This window comes from Fischerella sp. PCC 9605 (assembly GCF_000517105.1).
Taxonomy (GTDB): domain Bacteria; phylum Cyanobacteriota; class Cyanobacteriia; order Cyanobacteriales; family Nostocaceae; genus PCC9605.
Window position 1 is genome coordinate 1,711,508 of record NZ_KI912149.1, and the last position, 23,408, is coordinate 1,734,915.

Annotated in this window: 17 protein-coding genes; 11 read left to right on the forward strand and 6 right to left on the reverse strand. The window is 44.1% G+C overall.

All coding sequences use genetic code 11. From position 1 onward, the window contains the following. Nucleotides 1-10: 10 nt before the first annotated feature. The 5 genes from FIS9605_RS0122420 to FIS9605_RS0122440 all read left to right on the forward strand — a co-directional run bounded on the left by FIS9605_RS0122420 (nt 11) and on the right by FIS9605_RS0122440 (nt 5,003). Nucleotides 11-1,399 carry an MBL fold metallo-hydrolase gene (locus tag FIS9605_RS0122420; protein WP_026734600.1) on the forward strand — a complete coding sequence of 463 codons (1,389 nt, stop codon included), beginning with the start codon at nt 11-13 and terminating at the stop codon, nt 1,397-1,399. A gap of 75 nt (nt 1,400-1,474) precedes the next feature. After that, nucleotides 1,475-2,179 carry an MBL fold metallo-hydrolase gene (locus tag FIS9605_RS0122425; RefSeq protein ID WP_026734601.1) on the forward strand — a complete coding sequence of 235 codons (705 nt, stop codon included), beginning with the start codon at nt 1,475-1,477 and terminating at the stop codon, nt 2,177-2,179. Nucleotides 2,180-2,204: 25 nt separating this feature from the next. Next, nucleotides 2,205-2,744 (forward strand): DUF3122 domain-containing protein, encoded by a 540-nt coding sequence (locus FIS9605_RS0122430; RefSeq protein ID WP_026734602.1) that lies wholly within the window; start codon nt 2,205-2,207, stop codon nt 2,742-2,744. Between the two features lie 57 nt (nt 2,745-2,801). Next, nucleotides 2,802-3,146, forward strand: coding sequence for a four-helix bundle copper-binding protein (locus tag FIS9605_RS0122435; protein ID WP_026734603.1), 345 nt, complete (start codon nt 2,802-2,804; stop codon nt 3,144-3,146). A gap of 72 nt (nt 3,147-3,218) precedes the next feature. Next, the gene (locus FIS9605_RS0122440; protein WP_035139999.1) at nt 3,219-5,003 is read left to right on the forward strand and encodes a SulP family inorganic anion transporter; all 1,785 of its coding nucleotides are present in this window, start codon (nt 3,219-3,221) and stop codon (nt 5,001-5,003) included. Here the strand turns inward: FIS9605_RS0122440 and FIS9605_RS0122445 are convergent. After that, a complete protein-coding gene (locus FIS9605_RS0122445; RefSeq protein ID WP_026734605.1) occupies nt 5,000-5,326 on the reverse strand; it encodes a hypothetical protein in 327 nt (108 codons plus the stop codon). The genes FIS9605_RS0122440 and FIS9605_RS0122445 overlap by 4 nt on opposite strands. Nucleotides 5,327-5,607: 281 nt before the next feature. On the opposite strand from FIS9605_RS0122445, the gene FIS9605_RS0122450 reads away from it, so the two are divergent. The 5 genes from FIS9605_RS0122450 to FIS9605_RS0122470 all read left to right on the forward strand — a co-directional run bounded on the left by FIS9605_RS0122450 (nt 5,608) and on the right by FIS9605_RS0122470 (nt 15,737). Beyond that, complete coding sequence (locus FIS9605_RS0122450; protein WP_026734606.1) at nt 5,608-5,973, forward strand: carboxymuconolactone decarboxylase family protein; 366 nt, start codon at nt 5,608-5,610, stop codon at nt 5,971-5,973. 1,163 nt (nt 5,974-7,136) lie between these two features. Beyond that, complete coding sequence (locus tag FIS9605_RS0122455) at nt 7,137-10,091, forward strand: esterase-like activity of phytase family protein (protein WP_026734607.1); 2,955 nt, start codon at nt 7,137-7,139, stop codon at nt 10,089-10,091. 116 nt (nt 10,092-10,207) lie between these two features. Next, nucleotides 10,208-10,966 (forward strand): peptidylprolyl isomerase, encoded by a 759-nt coding sequence (locus tag FIS9605_RS0122460; protein ID WP_026734608.1) that lies wholly within the window; start codon nt 10,208-10,210, stop codon nt 10,964-10,966. Nucleotides 10,967-11,090: 124 nt separating this feature from the next. Continuing rightward, nucleotides 11,091-14,030, forward strand: coding sequence for a peptidase domain-containing ABC transporter (locus tag FIS9605_RS0122465; protein WP_026734609.1), 2,940 nt, complete (start codon nt 11,091-11,093; stop codon nt 14,028-14,030). Between the two features lie 132 nt (nt 14,031-14,162). Continuing rightward, nucleotides 14,163-15,737 (forward strand): HlyD family efflux transporter periplasmic adaptor subunit, encoded by a 1,575-nt coding sequence (locus tag FIS9605_RS0122470; protein ID WP_026734610.1) that lies wholly within the window; start codon nt 14,163-14,165, stop codon nt 15,735-15,737. An 86-nt stretch (nt 15,738-15,823) separates the two neighbouring features. On the opposite strand, the gene FIS9605_RS0122475 is transcribed toward FIS9605_RS0122470, so the two are convergent. The 5 genes from FIS9605_RS0122475 to FIS9605_RS0122500 form a co-directional block, all read right to left on the reverse strand. Next, nucleotides 15,824-16,168: a hypothetical protein gene (locus FIS9605_RS0122475; protein WP_026734611.1), complete on the reverse strand. Its 345-nt coding sequence runs from the start codon at nt 16,166-16,168 to the stop codon at nt 15,824-15,826. Nucleotides 16,169-16,313: 145 nt separating this feature from the next. Further along, complete coding sequence (locus FIS9605_RS0122485; protein WP_026734612.1) at nt 16,314-16,502, reverse strand: hypothetical protein; 189 nt, start codon at nt 16,500-16,502, stop codon at nt 16,314-16,316. A gap of 23 nt (nt 16,503-16,525) precedes the next feature. Next, nucleotides 16,526-17,773 carry a hypothetical protein gene (locus FIS9605_RS0122490; RefSeq protein WP_026734613.1) on the reverse strand — a complete coding sequence of 416 codons (1,248 nt, stop codon included), beginning with the start codon at nt 17,771-17,773 and terminating at the stop codon, nt 16,526-16,528. 421 nt (nt 17,774-18,194) lie between these two features. Next, on the reverse strand, nt 18,195-18,383 hold the full coding sequence (locus tag FIS9605_RS0122495; RefSeq protein ID WP_026734614.1) for a hypothetical protein: 189 nt from the start codon (nt 18,381-18,383) through the stop codon (nt 18,195-18,197). A 503-nt stretch (nt 18,384-18,886) separates the two neighbouring features. Beyond that, the gene (locus FIS9605_RS0122500; RefSeq protein WP_026734615.1) at nt 18,887-19,921 is read right to left on the reverse strand and encodes an AI-2E family transporter; all 1,035 of its coding nucleotides are present in this window, start codon (nt 19,919-19,921) and stop codon (nt 18,887-18,889) included. 450 nt (nt 19,922-20,371) lie between these two features. On the opposite strand from FIS9605_RS0122500, the gene FIS9605_RS0122505 reads away from it, so the two are divergent. Then, nucleotides 20,372-23,173 carry a cation-translocating P-type ATPase gene (locus tag FIS9605_RS0122505; protein ID WP_026734616.1) on the forward strand — a complete coding sequence of 934 codons (2,802 nt, stop codon included), beginning with the start codon at nt 20,372-20,374 and terminating at the stop codon, nt 23,171-23,173. Nucleotides 23,174-23,408 lie beyond the last annotated feature (235 nt).

Sequence of the window (23,408 nt, forward strand, 5' to 3'; positions counted from 1 at the left end):
AGAAAGCACTATGGCTTTGATTTTAGAGCAAATAAACGTAGAGGGGCTGGCGCACCTATCCTATGTTGTTGGTGATGATAAAGCAGGTGTAGTAGCAGTCATTGACCCCCGCCGCGATGTAGATATTTATCTGCAAAGAACACGGGAGATGGGAGTTAGAATCACTCACATTATCGAAACTCACATCCACGCCGATTTTGTATCTGGTTCTCACGAACTGCAAGCAAGGACTGGTGCACCTATTTATGGTGGTAAGAGTGAAGATTATCAATTTGAATTGCACCAGCTGAGTGAAGGCGACGAGTTGAAAATCGGTAGCGTTACTCTACGCGCCTTGCATACTCCTGGGCATACACCCGAACACGTCTCCTTTATTATCACCGATGCGAAACAGGGTCAAGAACCCTTTGGTGTATTTACTGGTGACACCCTATTTAACCTCGATGTCGGACGTCCGGATCTACTCGGTGGTGGGACTGAGAAGAAACTGGCAGCCCAACTTTATCATTCATTGTTTGATAAACTAGTGCCGCTTGGCGATCGCATGGAAATATACCCCTGTCATGGTGCTGGTTCAGCCTGTGGAAAATCGATAGGCGATCGCAGGCAGAGTACAATCGGCAACGAGCGGATTTTTAGCGAGGCATTTAAAGAGCGTAGTGAACAAGAGTTTGTCGAATGGATATTAAGCGGTATGCCAGAACCGCCGAGACACTACACACGCCTGAAAAAAGTCAACGCCAAGGGGGCAAAGGTGATGGGTTGCGTGCCGACTTTGCAACCCCTATCACCCCCAGAATTCCAGAACCTGATGGCGGATGAGAACACCATCGTTATCGATACCCGCTCAATTCTCGCCTTTGGCGGCGGACATATTCCAGGAGCCATCAATATTGCACTGCGACCAGAATTTCCCAATTGGGTTGGCTGGATGATCGATCCAGAAAAGAAACTGTTACTGGTGATAGAGAGTGAGCGTGATGTGAAATTGGTGACAGAACAGTTATTCCGGCTCGGTTACGATAATTTAGCTGGCTATCTGCACGATGGCATGACCTCGTGGCAAAATGCAGGGTTACCACTTGCACATTTAGGTGAGTGGACAGTGCATGAACTGAACGAACATAAAGACGAACCTGAGGTGACAGTTCTGGATGTGCGAGGTGACGATGACTACAAACACGGTAAAGTGCCTGGTGCTAAACATATCTACGTCCCACACCTAGAAGAACATCTGGATGAATTGGATAAAAATAAGGCGATCGCTACCTACTGCGGTACTGGCTACCGTGCCTCAATTGCTGCCAGTCTCTTACAAAAGCAAGGGTTTGAGAAAGTTATTAACGTTCCTGGTTCCTGGACAGCCTGGAAAGCTGCGGGACTACCAGTAGCAAGTTAATTATTAGTCATTAGTCATTAGTCATTTGTAATTCTAATGACTAATGACTACTGACCAATAACGGAGAACCTAAATATGTTATTTCGCCAATTATTTGATGCAGAATCCAGCACATATACTTACTTAATTGCTGATACCAACACCAAAGAGGCAATTTTAGTAGATCCGGTGCTAGAGCAAGTAGAGCGTGACCTGAAATTGCTCAAAGAACTGGGATTAACCCTGCGTTACTGCCTAGAAACTCACATTCACGCCGACCACATTACAGGAACAGATAAATTACGATCTGCCACGGGTTGTTTAGGTATTGTTCCACAAAAAGCTCATGCAGCCTGTGCCGACTGCTACATCGGAGATGGGGAAAAATTAACTTTGGGAGAAATAACTATCAAAGCCATTGCTACCCCCGGTCATACCGATAGCCATAATGCCTATCTGGTCAACAATGACCGAGTACTCACGGGAGATGCTTTATTTATCCGGGGTTGTGGTCGCACCGATTTTCAAAGTGGTGATGCTGGCACTCTCTATGATTCCGTAACACAGCGGTTGTTTAGCTTGCCAGATGACACCTTGGTGTATCCAGGTCATGATTACCGTGGTCATACTGTATCCACCATTGGCGAAGAAAAACGCTGGAATCCCCGGTTTGCAGAATGTAGCCGCGAAGGTTTCATTGAATTAATGGGGAACCTGAATCTGCCAAACCCGAAAAAGATGATGGAAGCAGTTCCTGCCAACGAACAGTGTGGCAATGTGACGGCGGTTGCTGTTCATTAACCTTGATTAGTTGGAGTGGCGGACAATGAACATTCTCTGGCATAAGTTCCGACACATCCTTTCCTGGCTTTTGTTAGTTGGGGCGTTAACCTTATTGTTGTTCCTAGGTTTGGGACTCTTCAGCGCCCCACCAGCTGCGGCTGTAGTCAGACAACAGGAAGAAACACCAGGACAAATGCTTTACCAGTCACGCCAAACTTTACAGGATAAGGATGGCAAGACCTGGCAGGCGATCGCCTTCAAGCGAGTCCATCGCAACGGCAATACCAGCTTTTCTCTGCGGTTGGTAGGATTTCCCGGTGCAGTAGTTTTGGATCGCGATCAACCCCTTGTATTGACTTCTTCTCTAGGAAAAACCCTGATTGCACCCGATATTTCTCAGCAAATCTTTACCGATACGGCTACAGAACCCCATATTGGACAGTACGATCTTCAGCCTATTCTGTCAGAGTTGCAGCCAGAAATTCCCTGGATACTGGAACTGCCAACTGTAGACCACTCAACGGTTAAGTTACTAGTTCCATCCTGGGTGGTGCAGGAATGGCAAACAGTTGGCTCAAGTTGAGCGTAGGGAAATATTTCTATCTACTATCGATATCTCATAACTAAAAGGAGAACTTCAATGCTTGTAATTCAACAAGAATACCAGTCTAGCTTTGATACTGCCATGCATTGTGTCGTGGAATGCGAACACTGTGCCAAAGCCTGCATGGGTCATCCAGACATGGTGAAATGCGCCCAAATGTGTCTCGACTGTGCCGAAGTCTGCCAAACTCTTGCGACTTATATGGTTCGTGGGTCGTACTTCATTTCCCACTTGGCACGAGCTTGTGCTGACATCTGCGAAGCCTGTGCACAGGAATGTGAAAAGTATAATCTAGAACATTGTCAAAAATGTGCTAAAGTCTGTCGGCAGGCAGCAGAGGAGTACCGCAAAATTGCTAGTGTTGGCGCAGCAAGAGTTTAAGTAACTCCAGCTAGAAATCGAGGTCGCGAGAATGCACCTCCATAAGAATTTCTAAGTATTGAGGGTGATAAGATGAGGATGAATAGAAGACCTACCGCTGTTAGAGCCTTCAGTCCAGCTAAAGTTACTGGTATTCGCCGTTACTTGCCTTTCCTGGAGTGGCTCCTCAATTATCATCCCCAAGATTTGGTAGGCGATTTAATGGCCGGGATGATTGTGGCGATCATGCTGGTGCCTCAGAGTATGGCTTATGCACTCCTGGCAGGTCTGCCACCCCAAGTGGGACTCTACGCCAGCATTCTCCCCCTCATCCTCTACGCTTTGTTCGGCACTAGTAGGACTTTGGCTGTAGGGCCTGTGGCAATGGTGTCTCTACTGGTAGCGACGGGTATAGGTGCGATCGCTCCTCAGAACAGTCCAGAATATATCGTCCTGGCTTTGGTGCTAGCGCTGTTAGTCGGCATCATTCAATTGAGTATGGGACTGTTCCGGCTCGGCTTTTTGGTCAACTTTCTCAGCCATGCGGTCATTTCTGGCTTTACCAGTGCAGCAGCGCTGATTATTGCGTTTAGTCAACTCAAGCACTTGTTGGGGGTTAAGATTCCCCATACAGAATCTTTTTACGAATTACTGATTTCCCTCGTTCAACAGATCGATCAAACCAATATTGTTACTCTGAGTATCGGTGTTATTAACATTGCAGTTCTAATCTACTTCAACAAGCGTTTAGGTTATTTGCTAAACGGTTGGGGTATTTATGAAGGACTGATTGTGACGATAACTAAAAGCGCACCGTTAATTGTGGTGCTGTTTAGTACACTACTGGTCTGGGGTCTGGCACTGCATGAAAATGCCAATGTTAACATCGTCGGCGCTATTCCTAGAGGCTTACCTCCCCTCACCTTGCCGTCTTTCGAGTGGACTCTGTGGCAAAAGCTTTTACCAACTGCTCTTACCATTAGTTTTGTCGGCTTCATGGAAAGTATTGCCGTAGCTAAATCCCTAGCTAGCAAACGCCGCCAAAAGGTCGATGCTAACCAGGAACTGATCGGACTGGGTGCAGCTAATCTCGGCGCAGCAGTGACTGGTGGCTATCCAGTTACAGGCGGATTCAGTCGTTCAGTGGTGAACTTTGCCGCTGGTGCTAACACTGCTCTTGCCTCGATGATCGCAGCACTGCTCATCGCCCTGGTAACATTGTTTTTCACACCTGTGTTTTACTTCCTGCCCCAAACTACCCTAGCAGCCATCATCATCGTAGCGGTGTTTGGATTGGTTGATGTGAACACCTTCAAACAAATGTGGCGCTACAACAAGGCAGATGGGGTTTCTCTGCTGATTACGTTTGTGGCGGTGCTAGCAGTTGGAATTGAATTTGGGATCTTGGTGGGTGTGGTAACGGCTGTACTCCTATTTTTGTGGCGTACCAGCAGACCTCATATTGCTATCGTAGGACGAGTGGGTGAGAGTGAAACTTTCCGCAATATTCTGCGCTACGAGGTCAAAACCTGCCCCCACGTCTTGGCGATCCGGGTAGATGGCAGCCTCTACTTTGCCAACACCAAGTATTTGGAAGATCAACTACTCCAAGCCATTGCTCAATGGCCTAAATTGGAACATTTAGTTCTGGTTTGCAGCGCCATAAACTTTATTGATGCTAGTGCTCTAGAAACACTGGAAAACTTGATGGATGAATTGAAACAGGCTGGAGTCAACTTCTACTTAGCCGAAGTCAAAGGCCCGGTGATGGATCGGCTTAGCAAAACTGATTTTTTGGATCAGCTGGATCGCGATCGCATTTTTCTCAGCACCCACCAAGCCATGCAGGTATTGGGTTGTAATTCCATCCAAACTTAAGCAAAATTTTCGGTTAATGTTTCCATCCAGCACAATAATCCTAGGGCTTGCTCTATTTGGGTTTTGAGTTTGCCGCCAGCAACTTTTAGTTTCAGTTCATCTTGTAACAATAGTTTGATGGTGTTGAATGCTGGAGGTAATCTTCTGGCTTCTGGAATTCCTAAAGGGGGAACCAAAGGATGAGTTTCTGTCGGTATTTGCCAAGAATAAGGAATAGATTTAGTCTCAACCGTCAGGCTTGGAGTTTCCCAAGGATCGGGAATGAGTTGTTCTACAGATAAGCTAGATTTTTGGGGTGGATTTCTAGATATATTCTTTAACATAACTTTAGCCTCCCAAATTATGTCTGTAGCGCTCACCTAAGCCTGTTTGCGATAGTCATTAACAAGCTTTGCTTCAATTTTATTTTAACAAGAATTCATTGGTATAATTCCTGACTTTAAAAGGTTTGTTTTATTCAAATCAATTTTTTCTTTAAATTCTGGGCATAACTATTAATCTCCAATCTAATGTTATTTCTCAAGACAGATGAAAAATGGGTGAAATTTGATAGGCATGGGAGTTAGATAGAAGGAAAACATCCTAATTCCATTAGAGGTACGTCATGAGCGAAGCCACTGCCAAAACTTCCTATACTGAGCAGATGAAGCAGATCCGAAGTTATACCAGCAAACTTTCCACTGCTCTACCGGATGTGATGAAAAGCTTCTACGCTCTGAACAAAGCTTCTTCCGCACCTGGCGTACTCGACAGCAAAACAAAAGAACTCATTGCACTGGCAATTTCCGTAGCGATTCACTGTGATGATTGCATTGCCTTCCATACCCATTCTGCTCTCAAAGCAGGCGCGACGAAAGAAGAAATTCTCGAAACACTCGGGGTAACGGTGTTTATGGGTGGTGGCCCCGCACTGATGTACGCGACCCACGTGATGGAAGCCGTCGAGGAATTGCAACAGACTGATGGTTGATTCAGCTACTGGAGCGATGCATTGAAAGCAGTAATGATACTGTTGGCGAAAGTAATCAGATTGTAAGTAAGACTAATACAAAACATCTATAGGAATCCGATTTGATTTATGAAAAAATCTAAGTATCTGTAGGGTGCGTTACGCGATCGCGTAACGCACCAAAGCCTTTGGATGGTGTGTTAGCCAGAGGCATAACGCAACGGCAATAAAGGGGGAGGAAAATCCACACCCCTTTTTGCCTCCCCTACGTATATTTCAAAAATCAAATATGAGTCCTATAGAGCTAGTACAAATTTATGCCCCCATTGAGGGGAAAGTACAGTGGCGATCGCCCAATGATATGTCGTGTATCAATCTTGGGGAAAATCCCTACAGGGGTAAGTAAAGTAATGTAATAACCGTTGATTTTTAGTAAAAAAAAACACATTGCTATAGAAACTTATTTAAATTATTAATCCAATATTGCCATAGAGACTATATTTTGAATAAAATACAACTCGTATTAATCGCTACTTTATAAATGTTTGCTAAGTGCATATAACGATTAAATGATATAAACAGATTAATTGGTACATGATTTTAAACCACCATTAGCAGTAATTTAAATCACAACCTGTGTTAATCTAAAGTTAATAAAATTATTACTGAAAACTAAGGCAAAAATATATTATCCTTTAAATCAGCAATTTTAAAGTAAACAGGTCTATAGGTTTAAGTAACAGTGATTTTTTTAATTTTTTCTTGCTCTATATACATTTTTCAAGAGAAAAACACTCTTATCTAAATCTATCTTTACTCATATAGAGATAGATGCTTTTGAGTTAACATAGTATACAAAGTCAAATTGTATACTATATTTATTACGGACTAACCAGATAGAGGATGAAAATTTGATACTAAGTAAAATTTTTACTTAGATAAACATCAAACATCTTCCAAAAAAAAGCTGACGCTCTTTTGGAAAAGGCTTAAAGGCAAAAGGGAAATATTTCTTTAGTCTTGCCGTGTTAGCTTTTGCCGCAATCATCACTGCACCAAGATTCCGAATTACCTAGCTTCTGTAATAACTCCATCTGACGTTTATCAAAACTAGTTGCATTTGTTTGAGTCGAGTTTCTGAGTCAACCATTCAAAGTTTTTGATCTGATGAGAGCGGTTACACTATGACCGAGAATCTGCAAAAGAGCACAGATACAATTCGTTTTGCCCAGTTCAATGCTTCCCTAAACCGGAATACGGAGGGGCAGCTAATTGAAGATTTGTCTACGCCAGACAATCCTCAAGCTAAAACTGTGGCCGAGATTATTCAACGCACAAACCCTGATGTCATCAGCATTCAGGAATTCGACTATTACGCAGCTGACCCGACCAAGGCAGTCGATTTGTTTCGCAAGAACTACCTCGAAGTCAGCCAAAATGGAGCAGAACCCGTTCAATATTCCTACTTCTATATAGCTCCTGCCAATACGGGGATTGCTTCTGGTTATGACCTCAACAATGATGGCAAGGTTGTGACTACGCCGGGGGAAAACGGTTACGGTGACGATGCCTTTGGGTTTGGCAATTTCCCTGGCCAATTTGGAATGCTGTTGCTGTCCAAATATCCAATTCAGACGGAAAACGTACGTACCTTCCAGAACTTCTTGTGGAAGGATATGCCCGATTCATTGCTGTCGACGATCGCTCTTCCTAATGCTGATACTCCTTGGTACTCTCAACAGGAGCAAGAAGTACTGAGGCTTTCATCCAAAAGCCATTGGGATGTGCCAATTGAGGTAAACGGTCAGATTATTCATACACTAGTCAGCCATCCGACACCTCCTGTATTCGATGGTCAAGAAGACCGAAACGGCAAGCGCAATTACGAAGAGATTCGCTTTTGGTCAGATTATGTGACTCCTGGAGCAGGTGATTACATCTATGACGATAACGGCAACTCCGGAGGATTATCAGAAAAAGAATCTTTCGTGATTCTAGGCGACCAAAATGCCGATCCGAACGACGGCGATAGCTACAACTTTGCGATTCGGCAGTTATTAAACAATCCCTATATAAACACCAGTGTCACACCAACCAGCTTAGGCGGGCCCGAACAAGCAGATTTGGATGGCGGAAATAACACCACCCATATCAGCGATCCGGCTTATGACACAGCAGATTTCAATGACACAAATCCAGGGAACATCCGTGTTGACTATGTTCTACCGTCCAAGACCTTAGAAATCAAAGATGCAGAGGTATTTTGGCCACTCACTACCGATCCACTCTATCGACTAGTGGGCGATCGCCAAGATGCCGCTACCACTCCTTCCTCAGATCACAGTTTAGTGTGGGCAGACTTAACTCAAAAACCTTTATCTATGAGCAAAACTACTTTAATTGGATTTTCCTCTCTTGAGGCAGATACCTTTGCCGACGGTTCACCTTCTGGTGCAAATGATGGCACAGGCAAACCCATTTCTGGCAATGGACGTACTGGGCCATTCCCGAATCAACCCGTCCAAGGTTTCAGTGGTGTTCAGTTTGCTGACTCAGATAGCTACTGGTTTTTGTCAGACAACGGCTTTGGCCGCCAGAGCAATAGTGCTGATTATTTGCTGCGAATTTACAAAGTCGATCCTAATTTCAAGACAGCTGATAATGGCAGTGGCAGTGCAGAGTGGACTGAATTTATTCAACTATCCGATCCCAACAAACTGATTGGATGGGAAATCGTCAACGAAACATCACCAGATCGCCAACTGACAGGGGCTGACTTCGATCCGGAATCGATAGTGTTGGCTGAGGATGGCACGATTTGGATTGGTGAAGAATTCGGCCCCTATCTGCTGCATTTTGATAGTAATGGTGTGCTTATTGATGCTCCCATTGCTACTCCAAATATTTACCCCTCTGATACTCTGGGCGGAAAAGACCTCGGGGATCAAGTTAGTTATCCTCAAAACAAAGAAGTTAAAGAATACAAACCGATCGAGCCTCTAACGCTTTCAGATGGCTTTGAAGCGATGAGTTACAGTCCCGATCGCCAAACGCTCTATCCCATAATGGAAAGATACGTTCCTGGCGATCCGAGTAAGTCTCGGCGTGTTTACAAATTTGATGTTGCATCTAAGTCCTTTAGCCAGGATTTGGTTGGTTACTATCAAGTAGACGGTTCCAGGCATTCAATCGGGGATGCGACTCCCATCAACGACACCGAATTCCTGGTCGTAGAGCAGGATGGAAAATACGGAGCGGAGGCGGAGTTCAAGAAAATCTTCAAAGTTGATATTTCCAAAACAAACGAGCAAGGGTATCTACAGAAAGAGGAAGTAGTTGATTTGCTCAATATTGCCGATCCCAACGACTTAAACGGCGATGGTAGCGATGTTTTTACTTTCCCCTTTCAAACCATTGAAGATATTTTGGTTCTGGACAACAATACAATCCTGCTTGCCAACGACAACAACTATCCTTACAACAATATCCGCAATTCGTCAGAACCAGATGACAATGAATTGATCGAGATTGAATTGTCTACTCCTCTCAACCTTGATCCTCGCCTAGGAAAGCCCAAATCTGACACAATCATCTACGGTACATCAGGAGATGATTATTTTGATGATTATCTCTACGATCCGAATTCCGATAATGCCGCCCTCAATCCAGAGCAATTCTTTGGAGATAATCAAATCCTCTTTACCGGAGATGGCAATGACACAGTTGATGTCAGTCAATTTGGTAGCGGCAACCAAATTGATACTGGTAATGGTGATGACATTGTATTGGCTGGTACTAGGAATACCATAGACGGCGGTTCAGGTAACGATAAGTTATATATTGGTTTTAGCGGGGGTGCAAATATTGTTACTGGTGGTGAGGGAGCCGATCGGTTTTGGATTGTTAGCGATGAGACAGACTTGCCAGCACAGCCCAATACTATTACTGACTTCAACAGTGCAGAGGGAGATGTAATTGGTTTGGGTGGCACTAGTTTTACCTTCGATTCGCTTGGCAGTGATTGGGCAATTCGCCAAGAAAATGACAACACAGTCATCCAAGTCTTTGGTCAAGATGTAGCTGTGTTACTGGGAATTCAGGCAAATACTCTCACCCAGACAAACTTTGTTTTTGCCTAAGGTAATGGCAAAAGAAGACGCGGAAAGACTGTATTAATAAATTCTCCGCGTCCACCCCCGTGTCCCCGTTTCCTATGCCCCATCATCGAAATTTTCTGCCCAGCACTTAGAAGAATATGAGCGTTGTTTTACAAGTTCGCGAACAAAAAGTAACAGCCGAAGAAATTGTGCCATTGTTGGCAAATTATCAGTTGTTGCCACAACTGTTACGAGAAATAATTATCGATCAGGCGATCGCACCTTATACTTGCACGCCAGAAGAACAAGAAAAAGCGTGTCAAGCGTTTTACATAAAACAGCGCTTAAAAACAGAAGCCGAACGTCAAGCTTGGTTACACGGTCGCGGGATGACTGCGGAACAAATCCTCAAATTAGTGACACGGGCATTACGATTGGAAAAGTTTAAGCAAGCTACTTGGAAAAATGAGGTAGATGCTTATTTCAACATTCGTAAACCACTGCTCGATCGGGTTGTATATTCTGTCATTCATACCAAAGATAGTGGTATCGCTCAAGAAATTTATTTCCGCCTGCAAGCAGGAGAGCAATCTTTTACAGAACTGGCTCCCAAGTACTCAATAGGCCCAGAGGCTCGTAACCAAGGCATCGTTGGCCCAGTAGAACTAGGTAAACTCCATCCCACTCTGGCAAAATTGTTGATGGTGAGTCAGCCAGGGCAACTCCTACCACCCACACCAATAGACCAGTGGTTTCTAATCCTCCGGTTAGAAAAAATACTTTCTGTAGAGTTAAACGAAGCCACACGCTGGCAGTTGCGGCATGAATTGTTTACCAACTGGCTAGAACAACAAGTCGCAGAACTCAAGCCTATAAACCACAACCAAGAAGCAGCAAACTTTGAACACAAAGAGTAAAACTCTTGTAAATTACTTCTTGTACCAGGTCTTACTTAGTGCCTTTGTGGCTTGGTGGTAAAAAATAATGTCTTTTTAAACCACTAAGACACCAAGGCACAAAGGTAAAATTTCTAATCGCTTTATGACCCAAACTGCTAACACAATCCAAACCTTTTTATCAGGTATCCCACCCTTTGAACAACTGCCAGCCAACAGGTTACAGCAGTTATCCAAAGAGTTGGAAGTACGGCGCTATCGGATGGGGCAAACTATTCTACCAGTGCAAGAGTTGCCGCAATATGTAGGTATTATCTTTGCAGGACAAGCGCGATTGATCGGACATGACCCCCGCAATCAAATGCCCCTGACATTGCAACGCTTAGAACCTGGTGAAATAGTGGGATGGACAAGCTTGGTGCGGGGTATCGTCTGCGAAAAAGTCATGGCTTCCTCAGAAGAGACACTCTGCCTTGCGCTTAAGCGTGAAGAATTCGTGACTCTTCTGAAAGAAGAATCAGTTCTCAAAGCTTACTTCCAGCAGCGGTGCGGGGTTGCAGAAGCCTTTGATATCTTGGGTCAAGAACTGGTACGGCAAGAAAATGTCAACACAGACCTCAAGGAATTGGTGCTTTCGGCAGTATCGCAAGCAGTCGTATACTATCCCCCATGTGGCGAAACATCCTTGAGGCAGCTAGATGCTAACTTCGTTTGGTTTGTGAGTGGCGGACAAGTACCCAGTATTCCTGTAGGTAGCCGCCTTCATCTCACAAACCCAAGCATAAACCTGGAAGTCACAGAACCAGAATCTGTCCGCTTAGTTGGTTTTCCCATTGAGAGTCAAGAGTCAAGAGTCAAGAGTCAAGAGTCAAGATTTCTCTCCACTTCCCCCACTCCCCCACTCTCCCACTCCCCCACTCCCCCCACCTCCTACCCCTGCGTCCGCGACTCCTCCCGTAACGCCACGCTTGCCTGTTTTCAAATGGTGAGTCAGTATTTTGGGATGCCGTTCCGGCGGGAAGTGATTCGCAAGGCGATCGCCAATAACCATAAAGACCAGACAAAACCAGTATCGCTGCAATTGTGTGGGGCAATTGCCGACTTTATGGGGTTAAATGCTCAATTGGTAAAAGTACCAGCTAGTGCTATTGGTCGTTTGCCTGTACCTGCCTTAATTCATTGGCAAAATAGTATGGCGGTGGTTTATGAAACGAGCGATCGCAATATAGTTTTAGGCGTACCAGAACGCGGGATTGTTCGCCAAAAAATATCAGAGTTTATTAAAACTTGGGGTGAGCAAGCCCAGGTATTATTACTGACAGCAACCGCAGCCACGCCAAAGCAAAAATTTGGCTTAAGTTGGTTTTTGCCTTCCCTCAACCGTCATCGCGTAGTTTTAATAGAAGTTCTAGTAGCGTCGTTCTTTGTGCAGCTGTTTGGACTTGCCAACCCGCTGATGATTCAAGTGATCATCGATAAGGTGTTGGTACAAAACAGCATCGACACCTTGCAAGTGTTGGGTATATTTTTACTGTTAGCAGCGGTGTTTGAAGCAATTCTTGGCACTTTGCGTACTTACCTGTTTGCTGAAGCCACCAACAGAATTGACTTGGCTCTTGGTTCAGAAATTATCGATCACTTGCTGCGTTTGCCACTGCGCTACTTCGATCGCCATCCGGTGGGAGAATTGGCAACCAGGGTGAATGAGTTAGAAAACATCCGCCAGTTTCTCACAGGTACTGCCCTGACTGTGGTCTTAGATTCCATCTTTTCGGTGATCTATGTCATTGTCATGGTGATCTATAGCTGGGTGCTAACACTGGTATCTTTATCTACCATTCCCTTGTTTGCCCTAGTCAGCTTGGTAGCAGCGCCAGTAGTGCGGCGACAACTGCGGGAAAAAGCTGAACGAAATGCCGAAACCCAATCTTATTTGGTGGAAGTGCTTTCTGGTATTCAAACCGTCAAAGCCCAGAATATCGAATTGCGTACCCGTTGGCAATGGCAAGAACACTATGCCCGTTATGTTTCATCTGGGTTTAAAACGATTGTAACTGCCACTGCTGCCGGGTCGGCAAGTAATTTTCTCAATCAACTATCTGGGTTACTGGTGTTGTGGGTAGGAGCCTATTTGGTACTCAAAGGCCAGCTTACACTAGGACAGTTGATTGCTTTCCGAATTATTGCTGGCTACGTTACTAGTCCATTGTTGCGTTTATTACAATTGTGGCAGAACTTTCAACAAACAGCCCTATCCCTAGAACGTCTCGGTGATATTGTCGATACGCCGCAAGAAGTTACAGAACTAGACCAGAATAATATTCCTATGCCCTTGATTCAGGGCGCTGTCACCTACGAAAACCTCTCCTTCCGCTTCACAGCCAGCGGTTCGCTTCAGTTAGACAATATCAATTTAGAGTTCCCTGCTCAAACAGTAGTGGGAATTGTTGGGATGAGTGGTTCCGGTAAAAGTACGTTGATGAAATTGTTACCGCGCTTGTATGAACCAAACTCAGGTCGGATTCTGATCGACGGCTATGACATCAGTAAAGTCGAATTGTATTCACTGCGATCGCAAATTGGCATTATTCCCCAAGACACGCTGTTATTTGACGGTACAGTTCTAGAAAACATTGCCCTGACTAACCCCGAAGTCACAACTGAAGAAGTGATCGTAGCTGCCAAACTTGCAGTTGCCCACGACTTCATCATGAACTTGCCCAACGGCTACAACACGCGAGTCGGCGAACGCGGTTCAGCACTTTCCGGAGGACAAAGGCAACGCATCGCTATTGCCCGTACCATTCTGCAAAATCCCCAGTTGCTGATTTTAGATGAAGCTACAAGCGCCCTCGACTATGACACTGAAAAGCAAGTATGCCGCAACTTGATGCAAGCTTTCCAAGGAAGAACGATGTTCATCATTACTCACCGTCTCAGCACCATTCAACAAGCAGACGATATTGTGCTCATGCATCAAGGCAAAGTAGCAGAACGCGGTACTCATGCTCAACTTATGGCCAGGCGCGGTCGTTACTACCATCTGTATCAGCAACAAGATGCGCTATTAGTCAATAGTCAATAGTCAATAGTCAATAGTCATTAGTCATTAGTCATTAGTCAACAGTTAATTATCTCCTCCACTCCCCCACAGCCCCCAACCCCAGAGGGGACCCCGAGCCCCCACTCTCCCACTCTTCCACACAAGAGGTTTATGATGAATTCCTCCAACGATCCTCACTCTCATCGGCAGTCAATTCCAAGCAGCAATGGTTACACGCAAAACGGTGTAAATCCAGTTTCTGTTCTTGAGGAAACGCCCTTAACGACCCCTCCCGAGACACCGCTAGAATTCAAAAGATTTGACCAGCCTGTAGTTTTGCGGCAGTCATCAACTTTACCAAGGGCGGTGGCGTGGACTTTAATTGGTGTTACTACCGCTGCGGTAGTCTGGGCTTGTGTCGCACAATATGAAGAGGCTGTTCCTGCTCAAGGTAAACTCGAACCAGAAGGTGCTGTTACAGAAGTACAAGCACCGATGGCGGGGGTAGTGAAAAGGATTTTGGTGCGAGATGGGCAAAAAGTGAAGCAAGGTGATTTACTCCTCGCCCTAGATCCGACAGTTGACAGTGCCGAACAAGTTTCACTGCTAAAAATTCGCGCTGCTTTGCTACAAGAAAATCTGTATTACCAGATGCAGATGCGTGGTGTGACTTCCCCAAACACCAAACTGCTGCCATCGCTACCCTCACAACAGAATTATTTAACAAAACACCGGGCAGAATTGGTTGCTGAAAATCAACTTTATCGACTGCAATTGGGTGGTGCATTGAATGCTGGGGGATTAACTACAGAACAACAAGCACGATTGCAGTCTGCCCAAGCGGAGGTGCGATCGCGCATTAACACTGCCAAATTAGAGGTAGACCAGTTGCAAAGGCAGTTACAAGAAACTCTAGTCCAGTTGGCTAGTGCTAAAGATTTGTTAGCGGTAGAGCAAAAAATTCTCACAGACTTAACATCTTTAGCAACAGAAGGGGGAATAGCCAGAAACCAATATTTGAAGCAGCAACAGCAAGTCCGCAGTCGGCAAGCAGAAGTAGACCAACTTGTTCAACAACAAAAACGAATTCAGTTTGCAATTACACAAGCGGGTGAAAAAGTACAAAATGCGATCGCCCAAAGCAAAAACGACTTGCTAGTTAAAATTGCTGATAATCAAAAGCGTATTGCTGAAATTGACAGTCAGCTAACTAAAGCAATTGTCGACAACGGACAGCGCATTGCCCAAATTGATAGCCAAATCAGCAAAACCCAACAAAACTTACGTTACCAAGAACTCAAAGCCCCTGTTTCAGGCACAGTCTTTGATTTACAAGCCCACACCCCAGGCTTTGTTACCAATCCATCGGCACCTGTTCTGAAAATAGTTCCTAATGAATCACTCGTAGCACAAGTCTTCATCACCAACCGTGACATTGGCTTTGTCAAAGAAGGCATGAAAGTCGATGTCAGAATTGATTCATTTCCTTTCAGTGAATTTGGGGACGTCAAAGGAAAATTAACTTGGATTGGTTCCGATGCCCTACCCCCGGACGAAATTTATCCATTCTACAGATTTCCTGCCAAAGTCGTTCTTGAACGTCAATCTCTTTTAATCAATGGTCGTGAAGTTAACCTCCAATCTGGGATGTCAGTAAGTACCAATATCAAACTTCGCAAACGCAGTGTCGCTAGTATTTTTACTGATATGTTTACTAAGAGGATGGAAAGCTTGAAATTCGTCAGGTGATAGGAAATAGGTTAAAAGTGAAAGGGAAAAGATTAAATAAAGGTAATAATCTTTTTCCCCTGACTGTTTCCCCATTTCCCATTCCCTTAATCGGCTGGAACTTGTTTATCTACTGCTGGCTCAATTTCACAGACAAGTTCATAGAAAGAAGTATTAGGAGCCTTCACAAACAAAGGACTCATCTTGTCTAAAATTTTTTGGTAAGCCTCGCTGTGATTTGCTTCCATATCACCGATGTTGTCCCAAAAAATTACGGCGATACCTTTGTCAGTTCCTGGTTGTTGCAGCAAATAGGCTTTTTTGAAGCCTTTAGTATACATTGATACAGCTTGTTCGTAGAGTTTTTTGGCTTCTTCAAACTTGCCTGGTTTAAATTCTCCCACAGCAACATAAGCATATTGATGTCTGAGAAAATCTTGGAAGTCACTCATGTTTGTCTCCTTGGCAAATAGCGATCGAGAAGCCAGAATGTTTCTGGAAACTCAGTTTAAATTTAATGGTTTGGCGTACGTTGTTCAAGGGGAATAAGGACTTCCAGCGTCTAGTATCTGGCAGCCAGTACCAGAAATCTCCTTCTCAACCACTTCTTTTGTCAAGCTTCTTCATCAATTCCTCAGCCATATCAATTGCCAGTAAAATCAGGTCTTGCTCTTGTGTGCCCTGGGCCATATCATCAGACACTTGGGCGTAAATGTGAGGATTAGCAAGCATTCCAGCTAATAACTGTGTGGCAATTTGTTTGATTTCAGTCGTTTTGGCATCCATATCGACCTCATTTGTTAGAAGTACTAACCTACAGCAGTGGCAAAGTTGGATGTTGTAAGCATTTTGACAACATAGTCATCCCGGTAAATCTCAGCCTTGAGCGGCTTATAGATTAGTTCGTACCAAGCATGACCTACCCGTGTATCAAACCCCTGTGGTTGACCTCGCATGAACATGTGCAGGCATTTTACATACTTGCCTGGTAATAACTGCCAGGAAAAATAACTTGTATTTCCCTCATGAGGGTGTGTCACTGTGTCTATATGTACGTTAGTTGCCAAGCCGTAAGCAGGATAGGGAGGTATAGCAGAACCAACAGCATACCAATCAGGCATGGGGAATACAGGCTCTATGTCTTCTGTAAGTCCCATGTTCATATGGGCAAAGTAGCGAACAGCAAAACTGAGGTTAACTACTTCTAGTTCACCTATGATCTTGTCTTCTTCACCCTTTGGTTTGGCTTTGATGAATAGTTCCTCAACTAGGTAGTCTGCACCAGCGTAAAGGCTAATGACCCGGTAAAGTTCGCACACTAAATGATGGTTAATGCCTGTGTTCGGATCTATACCAATATAGTCAAAAGGTTCGGAGGCAATAGTGACACTAGCTCTTACAGGACCACTCGATTGGGATACAAGCCGATAAGAATGATTAAACAGATACACTTCATAGTAAGGTGATTTGGGATGGGGAGGCCCTGGTAACAAAAGCTCAGCAACTTGCATACAGCGCTTTTCTGGGTCTTGTCCCAACCATTCACCTTTTGCTGCTAAGAAGGGATCGAGAACTTCCTGATGATCTAGCTGCACGCTCGTAGCTGAACCACTAAACCAGTTTCGCTTGTCGTCCTCTGGTGTAGGTATCAAATTGAACCAGACAATCAAGCGACTGTTTACTAGTCTGACTCCTCGCGCCTCCCCCATAGCTCCGTAGACGACTTCTAAAAATGGTTCACCCAATTCTGGAGGCATAGGCTTACCCCGACCCCGGTCTAGTCTCACAAAGCTGGAAGCAAGTATGTCATCTTCCGAACTCGGTGGGATTGCTTTTGGTAGGCAGAAAACCAAGGTATCGCGAGTCGGATCGTCGGGATCAATTCGGTCTACTTGGGCGTTTATCGGTGTATGTGAAAGGTCGCGGAGATCGCTTAATATTAGTTCTGCTGGGGAAATTTGGAATACTTGGGCAATTGGTTGCCAGGGTACGGTGACATAACCCCCTCGCCAGTAGTTTGAAGGATTGAAAAGAGATAATAAACGAACGGATGGCATAAGTCTGCCCTCCCGGGATTTTTTGATGATTTGATATTTGATAGAAAAATGACAGCTGTCTCAGGTGTTACCCCATTCTCTGTAAGAGTAGAAGAGCCAGAGGCTCTAATTCTTGTTACTAGGTTGAACCTGGTAACGAGAGTTTGGAGGCGGAGCCTCCTTATAGTTGCAAATAATACAAGGTGTAGACTTAACAGCGTATGGTATATATTTCTCTCTTTTTTGAGATTAAAAAGAAAATTTGAGGAAGTTGTGAGGAAATTCTAGAAGGTATATTTGTGTTTTTAGAGTAGTGGCGATCGCTCCTGTTTTCCATTTTGAATTGTAGAAGCGATCGCTCTCTACATCTGTACACAGATCTTATTGCTTGTAACGAGGATTAGTTTTTTTGAATTCGCTTGCTCAATCGCTCCACAATCTCCTAGGGTAACGGATCTGGCACATCATCGAAGGGCAGAGGCTTCAGGAATTCTGTATCTTCTTGTAATTGTTCATCTTTTCCTTCCCAAGAATAGTTGCATATTTTACTTTGCAGCAATCTACCAAACATCGTATTAATAGCAAAGGCGAAGAAATCTATAAAAATCACATCCAAAGCACGGTAAATCATTGGTATCTCTCGAATTTTTATAAGCATCAAGTCATGTTGAAGATTTATTTCACACGACGTGGCGCTTTCCACTTCTAAAATTTCTTCAAGTTTCTACAGAAATTCTCCAGATCAAAAATTGTGATTTAGGACAGGCATAACTGTGATTTTCGTCTAATCGTGTCACAAATCCCTGTGATAGGTTGCGATCGCTCTTTAAAGCAGCTCAGCACGATAGTCTTCTCTAGCGCTTCTATGAGGCTGCTTGGAAACCCTCAAGCCTCGTTACCAGGTTCAACCTAGTAACGAGAATTAAGAGCCTCTAGCTGTTCTTGAGAATGGTGTCACCTCGTGCAGCAGGACGTATGTTGTTAATGCGTTCTGAAATGACTTGTAGTGGTCTATCGCATTAGTTTTGATAAGTTGTAAAATTTCGTAGTTAGGGCTTTAGCCCTTGAAATTGAGCGATAAATCGCTCACTACAAACCTCTCATAATTAATGCGATGAACCATTAGGTGAGTTTTTACTCTGCCTTCAACTCATTCATTTCAAATAAACTAATAATCACTCCGGCGATGGGAACGGCAAGAAAAACTCCCAGTAGCCCTGCGACTCTAGCACCTATTAAGAGTGCGAAAAACATTACAACTGGATTAATATTTAGCGAACCTTGCATAATGCGAGGCATGAGCAAATTCTCTTCCACTTGTTGGAGTAAAATACAACCTACTAATACTTTGATACTGAGCCAAATTCCTTGGGGTAAAACAATCAAAGCCACAAGGCTAATTCCTAATGTGGCTCCAATGCCTGGAATCAAGTCAAAAACTCCGGCAATAGCAGCTAAAATTAATGTATAAGGCACTTGCAAAATCAAAAATACAACATAGGCAGAAACTCCAAAGAATACAGATAAAATTAGCCGTCCCCAAAAAAAGCCTAAAAAGTTCCGCTGGATCGCAACCGTCAAGTCGTTACGTAGATGTTCGGGAAAAAGTTTCAGAACGAAATACCAGAGACGTTCACCATCTAGCAACATGAAAAAAGCCACAACGGCGATCAAAATTATATCAACTAAGCTGGCAAGTAATCTTTGAACTGTCGCGAAACCAACACCGATTCCTGCTAAAGCTTGATTTCGTAGTTCTTCTTCAACGGCACTTAAATCAACTTGCAAATTCCACTTATCTAACAAAGCTTCTAGTCGTTCTAACAAAAATATTATGAAGTTGACAAACTCTGGGAATTGACTGAGTAATTGTTGTCCCTGAGATAAAGCTGCAACACCGATTGTGAATGTAAAACCAACAAGAATTAAAATACTTAATAAAAATACTAAAATCACTGCTAAAGTGTGCGGTAAAAAACGCTGCACCCACTGCACAGGATAATTAAGCAGAAATGCTAAAACTGCTGCCAAAGTAAAAATTACAATTACTGTTGAAAAATAAGCCAAAACTTGGACTATTCCCCACCCAAGGGCAAAAAATAGTAAGTACTGAACTAATTTTGTGGTACTTATTTGTTCTAACAAATTCTTTGATTGTGATTTGCTCATTTCTATTTGAATAAATGTTTAAAGGGGACTGGGGATTAGGGACTGGGGATAGGGAATAAGTAATTTCCCCATCCCCGATCCCCAGTCCCGGGAGCGGCAATTCCTCCCCACCTTTAAGTTATCTATGTCATCTACCATAAGTAAGAGGTTGGCTTGAAGTTGACTGAGCGCATTGCACTCACTTTTGAATCACATTTGTTTTTAATACTAGATTTACAGGTCAACTTTAATAATTAGCTAACTATTAGAACAACAGCTAATAGTCTTAATTTACCCTGTCAACCAATAGGGGTATAAGGGTGTAGGAATAATAATAGTGCAAGTATCCTTTTTTCTGGACTAGATTCTTCCCCCTATACCCCCATACCCTTACTCCCCTAAATCCGTCCATAGGCGCAGCCTTTCCGTAGGGTAGGGGTTTGGTCAGTGTTAAATATAAGGGCGAATAAGATGACAGCAACACCACAAGAGATAATTCGGTCAAGTCAATGGCATCATCTGTCTGTACAAGAAGTAACTCGGCATTTAGATAGTAATTTAGAAACTGGTTTAACCTCTGCTGTTGCGGCAAAAAAACGTGAGCATTTTGGTGCGAACGAACTCAAGAGCAAACCTGGAAAAAGTCCATTGCTAAGATTTCTCTTGCAATTTCACCAACCGCTGCTGTACATCTTGTTGATTGCGGGTGCAATTAAGGCAATACTTGGGCAGTGGGTGAATGCTGGGGTAATTTGGGGCGTAACTCTGATTAATGCCATTATTGGTTTTGTTCAAGAATCTAAAGCGGAAAGTGCGATCGCCGCTTTAGCTTCCTCAGTACAAACCAATGCAACCATCATTCGCAACGGTCAAAAGATGCAAGTTCCTTCCACAGAGTTAGTACCAGGGGATGTGGTACTGCTTGCTTCTGGAGACAAAGTACCAGCCGATTTGCGTCTGGTGCAGGTACGGAATCTGCAAGTGAATGAATCGGCACTCACGGGCGAATCAATTGCAATTGAAAAAAACACGCAACCGCTTAATCTAGATGCACCCTTAGCAGAACGTACCAATATGGCTTATGCTGGTAGCTTCGTGACGTTTGGTACGGGCAAGGGTATTGTTGTTGCGATTGGAGATGCCACAGAAACCGGGCGCATTTCCCAGCTAATGGAACAAGGAACCAGCCTGAAAACGCCATTAACCCGCAAATTTGACAAATTTAGCCGTACCTTGCTGTACATCATTTTAGGGATAGCAGCATTGATGTTTGCAGTTGGATTGGGATACGGCTACTCCTGGACAGAAATGTTTGAAGCAGCGATCGCCTTCGCTGTCAGTGCCATTCCCGAAGGATTACCAGCTGTTGTTACCGTTACACTGGCAATAGGTGTTTCCCGCATGGCGCAGCGTCACGCCATTGTTCGCAAGTTGCCAGCAGTAGAAACCCTCGGCGGTGCTACAGTTATCTGCTCTGACAAAACTGGTACGCTCACTGAAAACCAGATGACTGTACAAGCAATATATGCAGGAGGTCAACATTATACTGTCACTGGTGTAGGCTATGCCCCCGAAGGAAAAATTTTACTCAATGAAAAGCCAGTAAATAGGAACCATTTTCCTGCTCTTGCAGAATCTCTCAAAGCCGGATTGTTATGTAATGATTCGCACCTGGAAAAAAAGGACGGGCAGTGGCAGGTTGTTGGCGACCCCACAGAGGGAGCATTGATAGCTGTTGCCAATAAAGTTGGGTTTACCCGCAGCAGCTTAGAAGAGGAAATGCCCAGGTTGGATGTCATTCCGTTTGAGTCTGAGTTCCAATACATGGCAACTTTGCACGAAGGCTCGTCATTTGTCATTGGTCATTCGTCATTGGCAAGTAACATAGACGCGGCTTCTTCGGCTTCCCGTAGGGTAGGACAAAGAACTATCTACGTTAAAGGTTCGGTTGAAGCAATTCTCAAACGTTGTCAACAGATGTTGGATGCTGAGGGAAACCTTACTCCTGTGAATGCAGAAACGGTGCATCAGGAAGTTGATGCAATGGCTCATCAGGGTTTACGGGTGCTAGCGTTTGCAAAGAAATCGGTATCAGATGTAGAGACGTGCCATGGCACGTCTCTACAACATGCAGATATCGAAAATGATTTGATTTTCTTGGGATTGCAGGGGATGATCGATCCGCCTAGAACAGAAGCAATCAAAGCGGTGCAAGCCTGTCAAGAAGCTGGGATTCAAGTCAAAATGATTACAGGCGACCATGCAGTAACGGCACGGGCAATAGCTCAAAGTATGGGCTTCCACAAAAACGGCAAGGTTCTGGCTTTTACAGGAAGCGAACTTGCCCGAATGGGTAAACCAGAACTCGCCACGGCCATAGAAGATGGGGTGGTGTTTGCTCGTGTTGCGCCAGAACAGAAACTCCGCATCGTCGAAGCATTACAATCCAAAGGCGAAGTCGTCGCCATGACGGGGGATGGTGTCAACGATGCACCCGCCCTCAAACAGGCAGATATTGGTATTGCGATGGGAGGTGCAGGTACAGAGGTAGCAAAAGAAGCCTCAGACATGATTTTGACCGATGATAACTTCGCCTCTATAGAAGCTGCGGTTGAGGAAGGGCGAACTGTTTATCGGAACTTGCTCAAAGCGATCGCCTTTATCCTACCTGTCAACGGTGGCGAATCGATGACAATTTTAATTAGTGTACTGCTTGCTAGAGCACTGCCGATTTTGTCTTTACAAGTTCTGTGGTTGAATATGGTTAATTCCATCACCATGACTGTACCCTTAGCCTTTGAACCGAAGTCTGAACGGGTGATGCAACAACCACCGCGTAACCCCCGTGAACCGTTGCTTTCCCAAAGTTTACTCAAGCGCATCCTAGCAATTTCCATCTTTAACTGGATTTTGATTTTTGGCGTATTTGAATGGATACGACAAACCACAGGAAATATCGATTTAGCCCGCACAATGGCAATTCAGGCTTTAGTAGCAGGAAGAATTTTTTATCTTTTAAGTATTAGTCAATTAGGAAGTGCTTTGATTGCCAGACTTCGAGGAATTAGACAGAGAATTAACGATGCCTCAGCCATTGGAATTGGAATTGCTTGTACTGTAATTTTGCAGATAATTTTCAGTCAGTGGAGTGTGATGAATCTCTTATTTTCTACAGCACCACTGAACTTAAATCAATGGTTGATTTGCTTGCTGATAGGGTTGCCAATGGTTGTAGTAGCCGCGCTAGTCAACCGCTTTGACCCTCTTGACTGAGTTAGTTGATCGCTCAATAAAAGGGAACAGGGAACTCTTAACAGGGAACAGGGAGGTAGATATGTGTTGATTTTTTCAAAAATTAAATATGAGTTCTAATATTCCGTTCAGTTTTTTGTGAAAATTACTGTTTTGTAGAGACGTAATAGTGCAACGTCTCTACATACAAAAATCAGTACTTGCAAATATACGATTGAAATTATTGAATTAGAAATAGATGCGCTCAACCTATTTT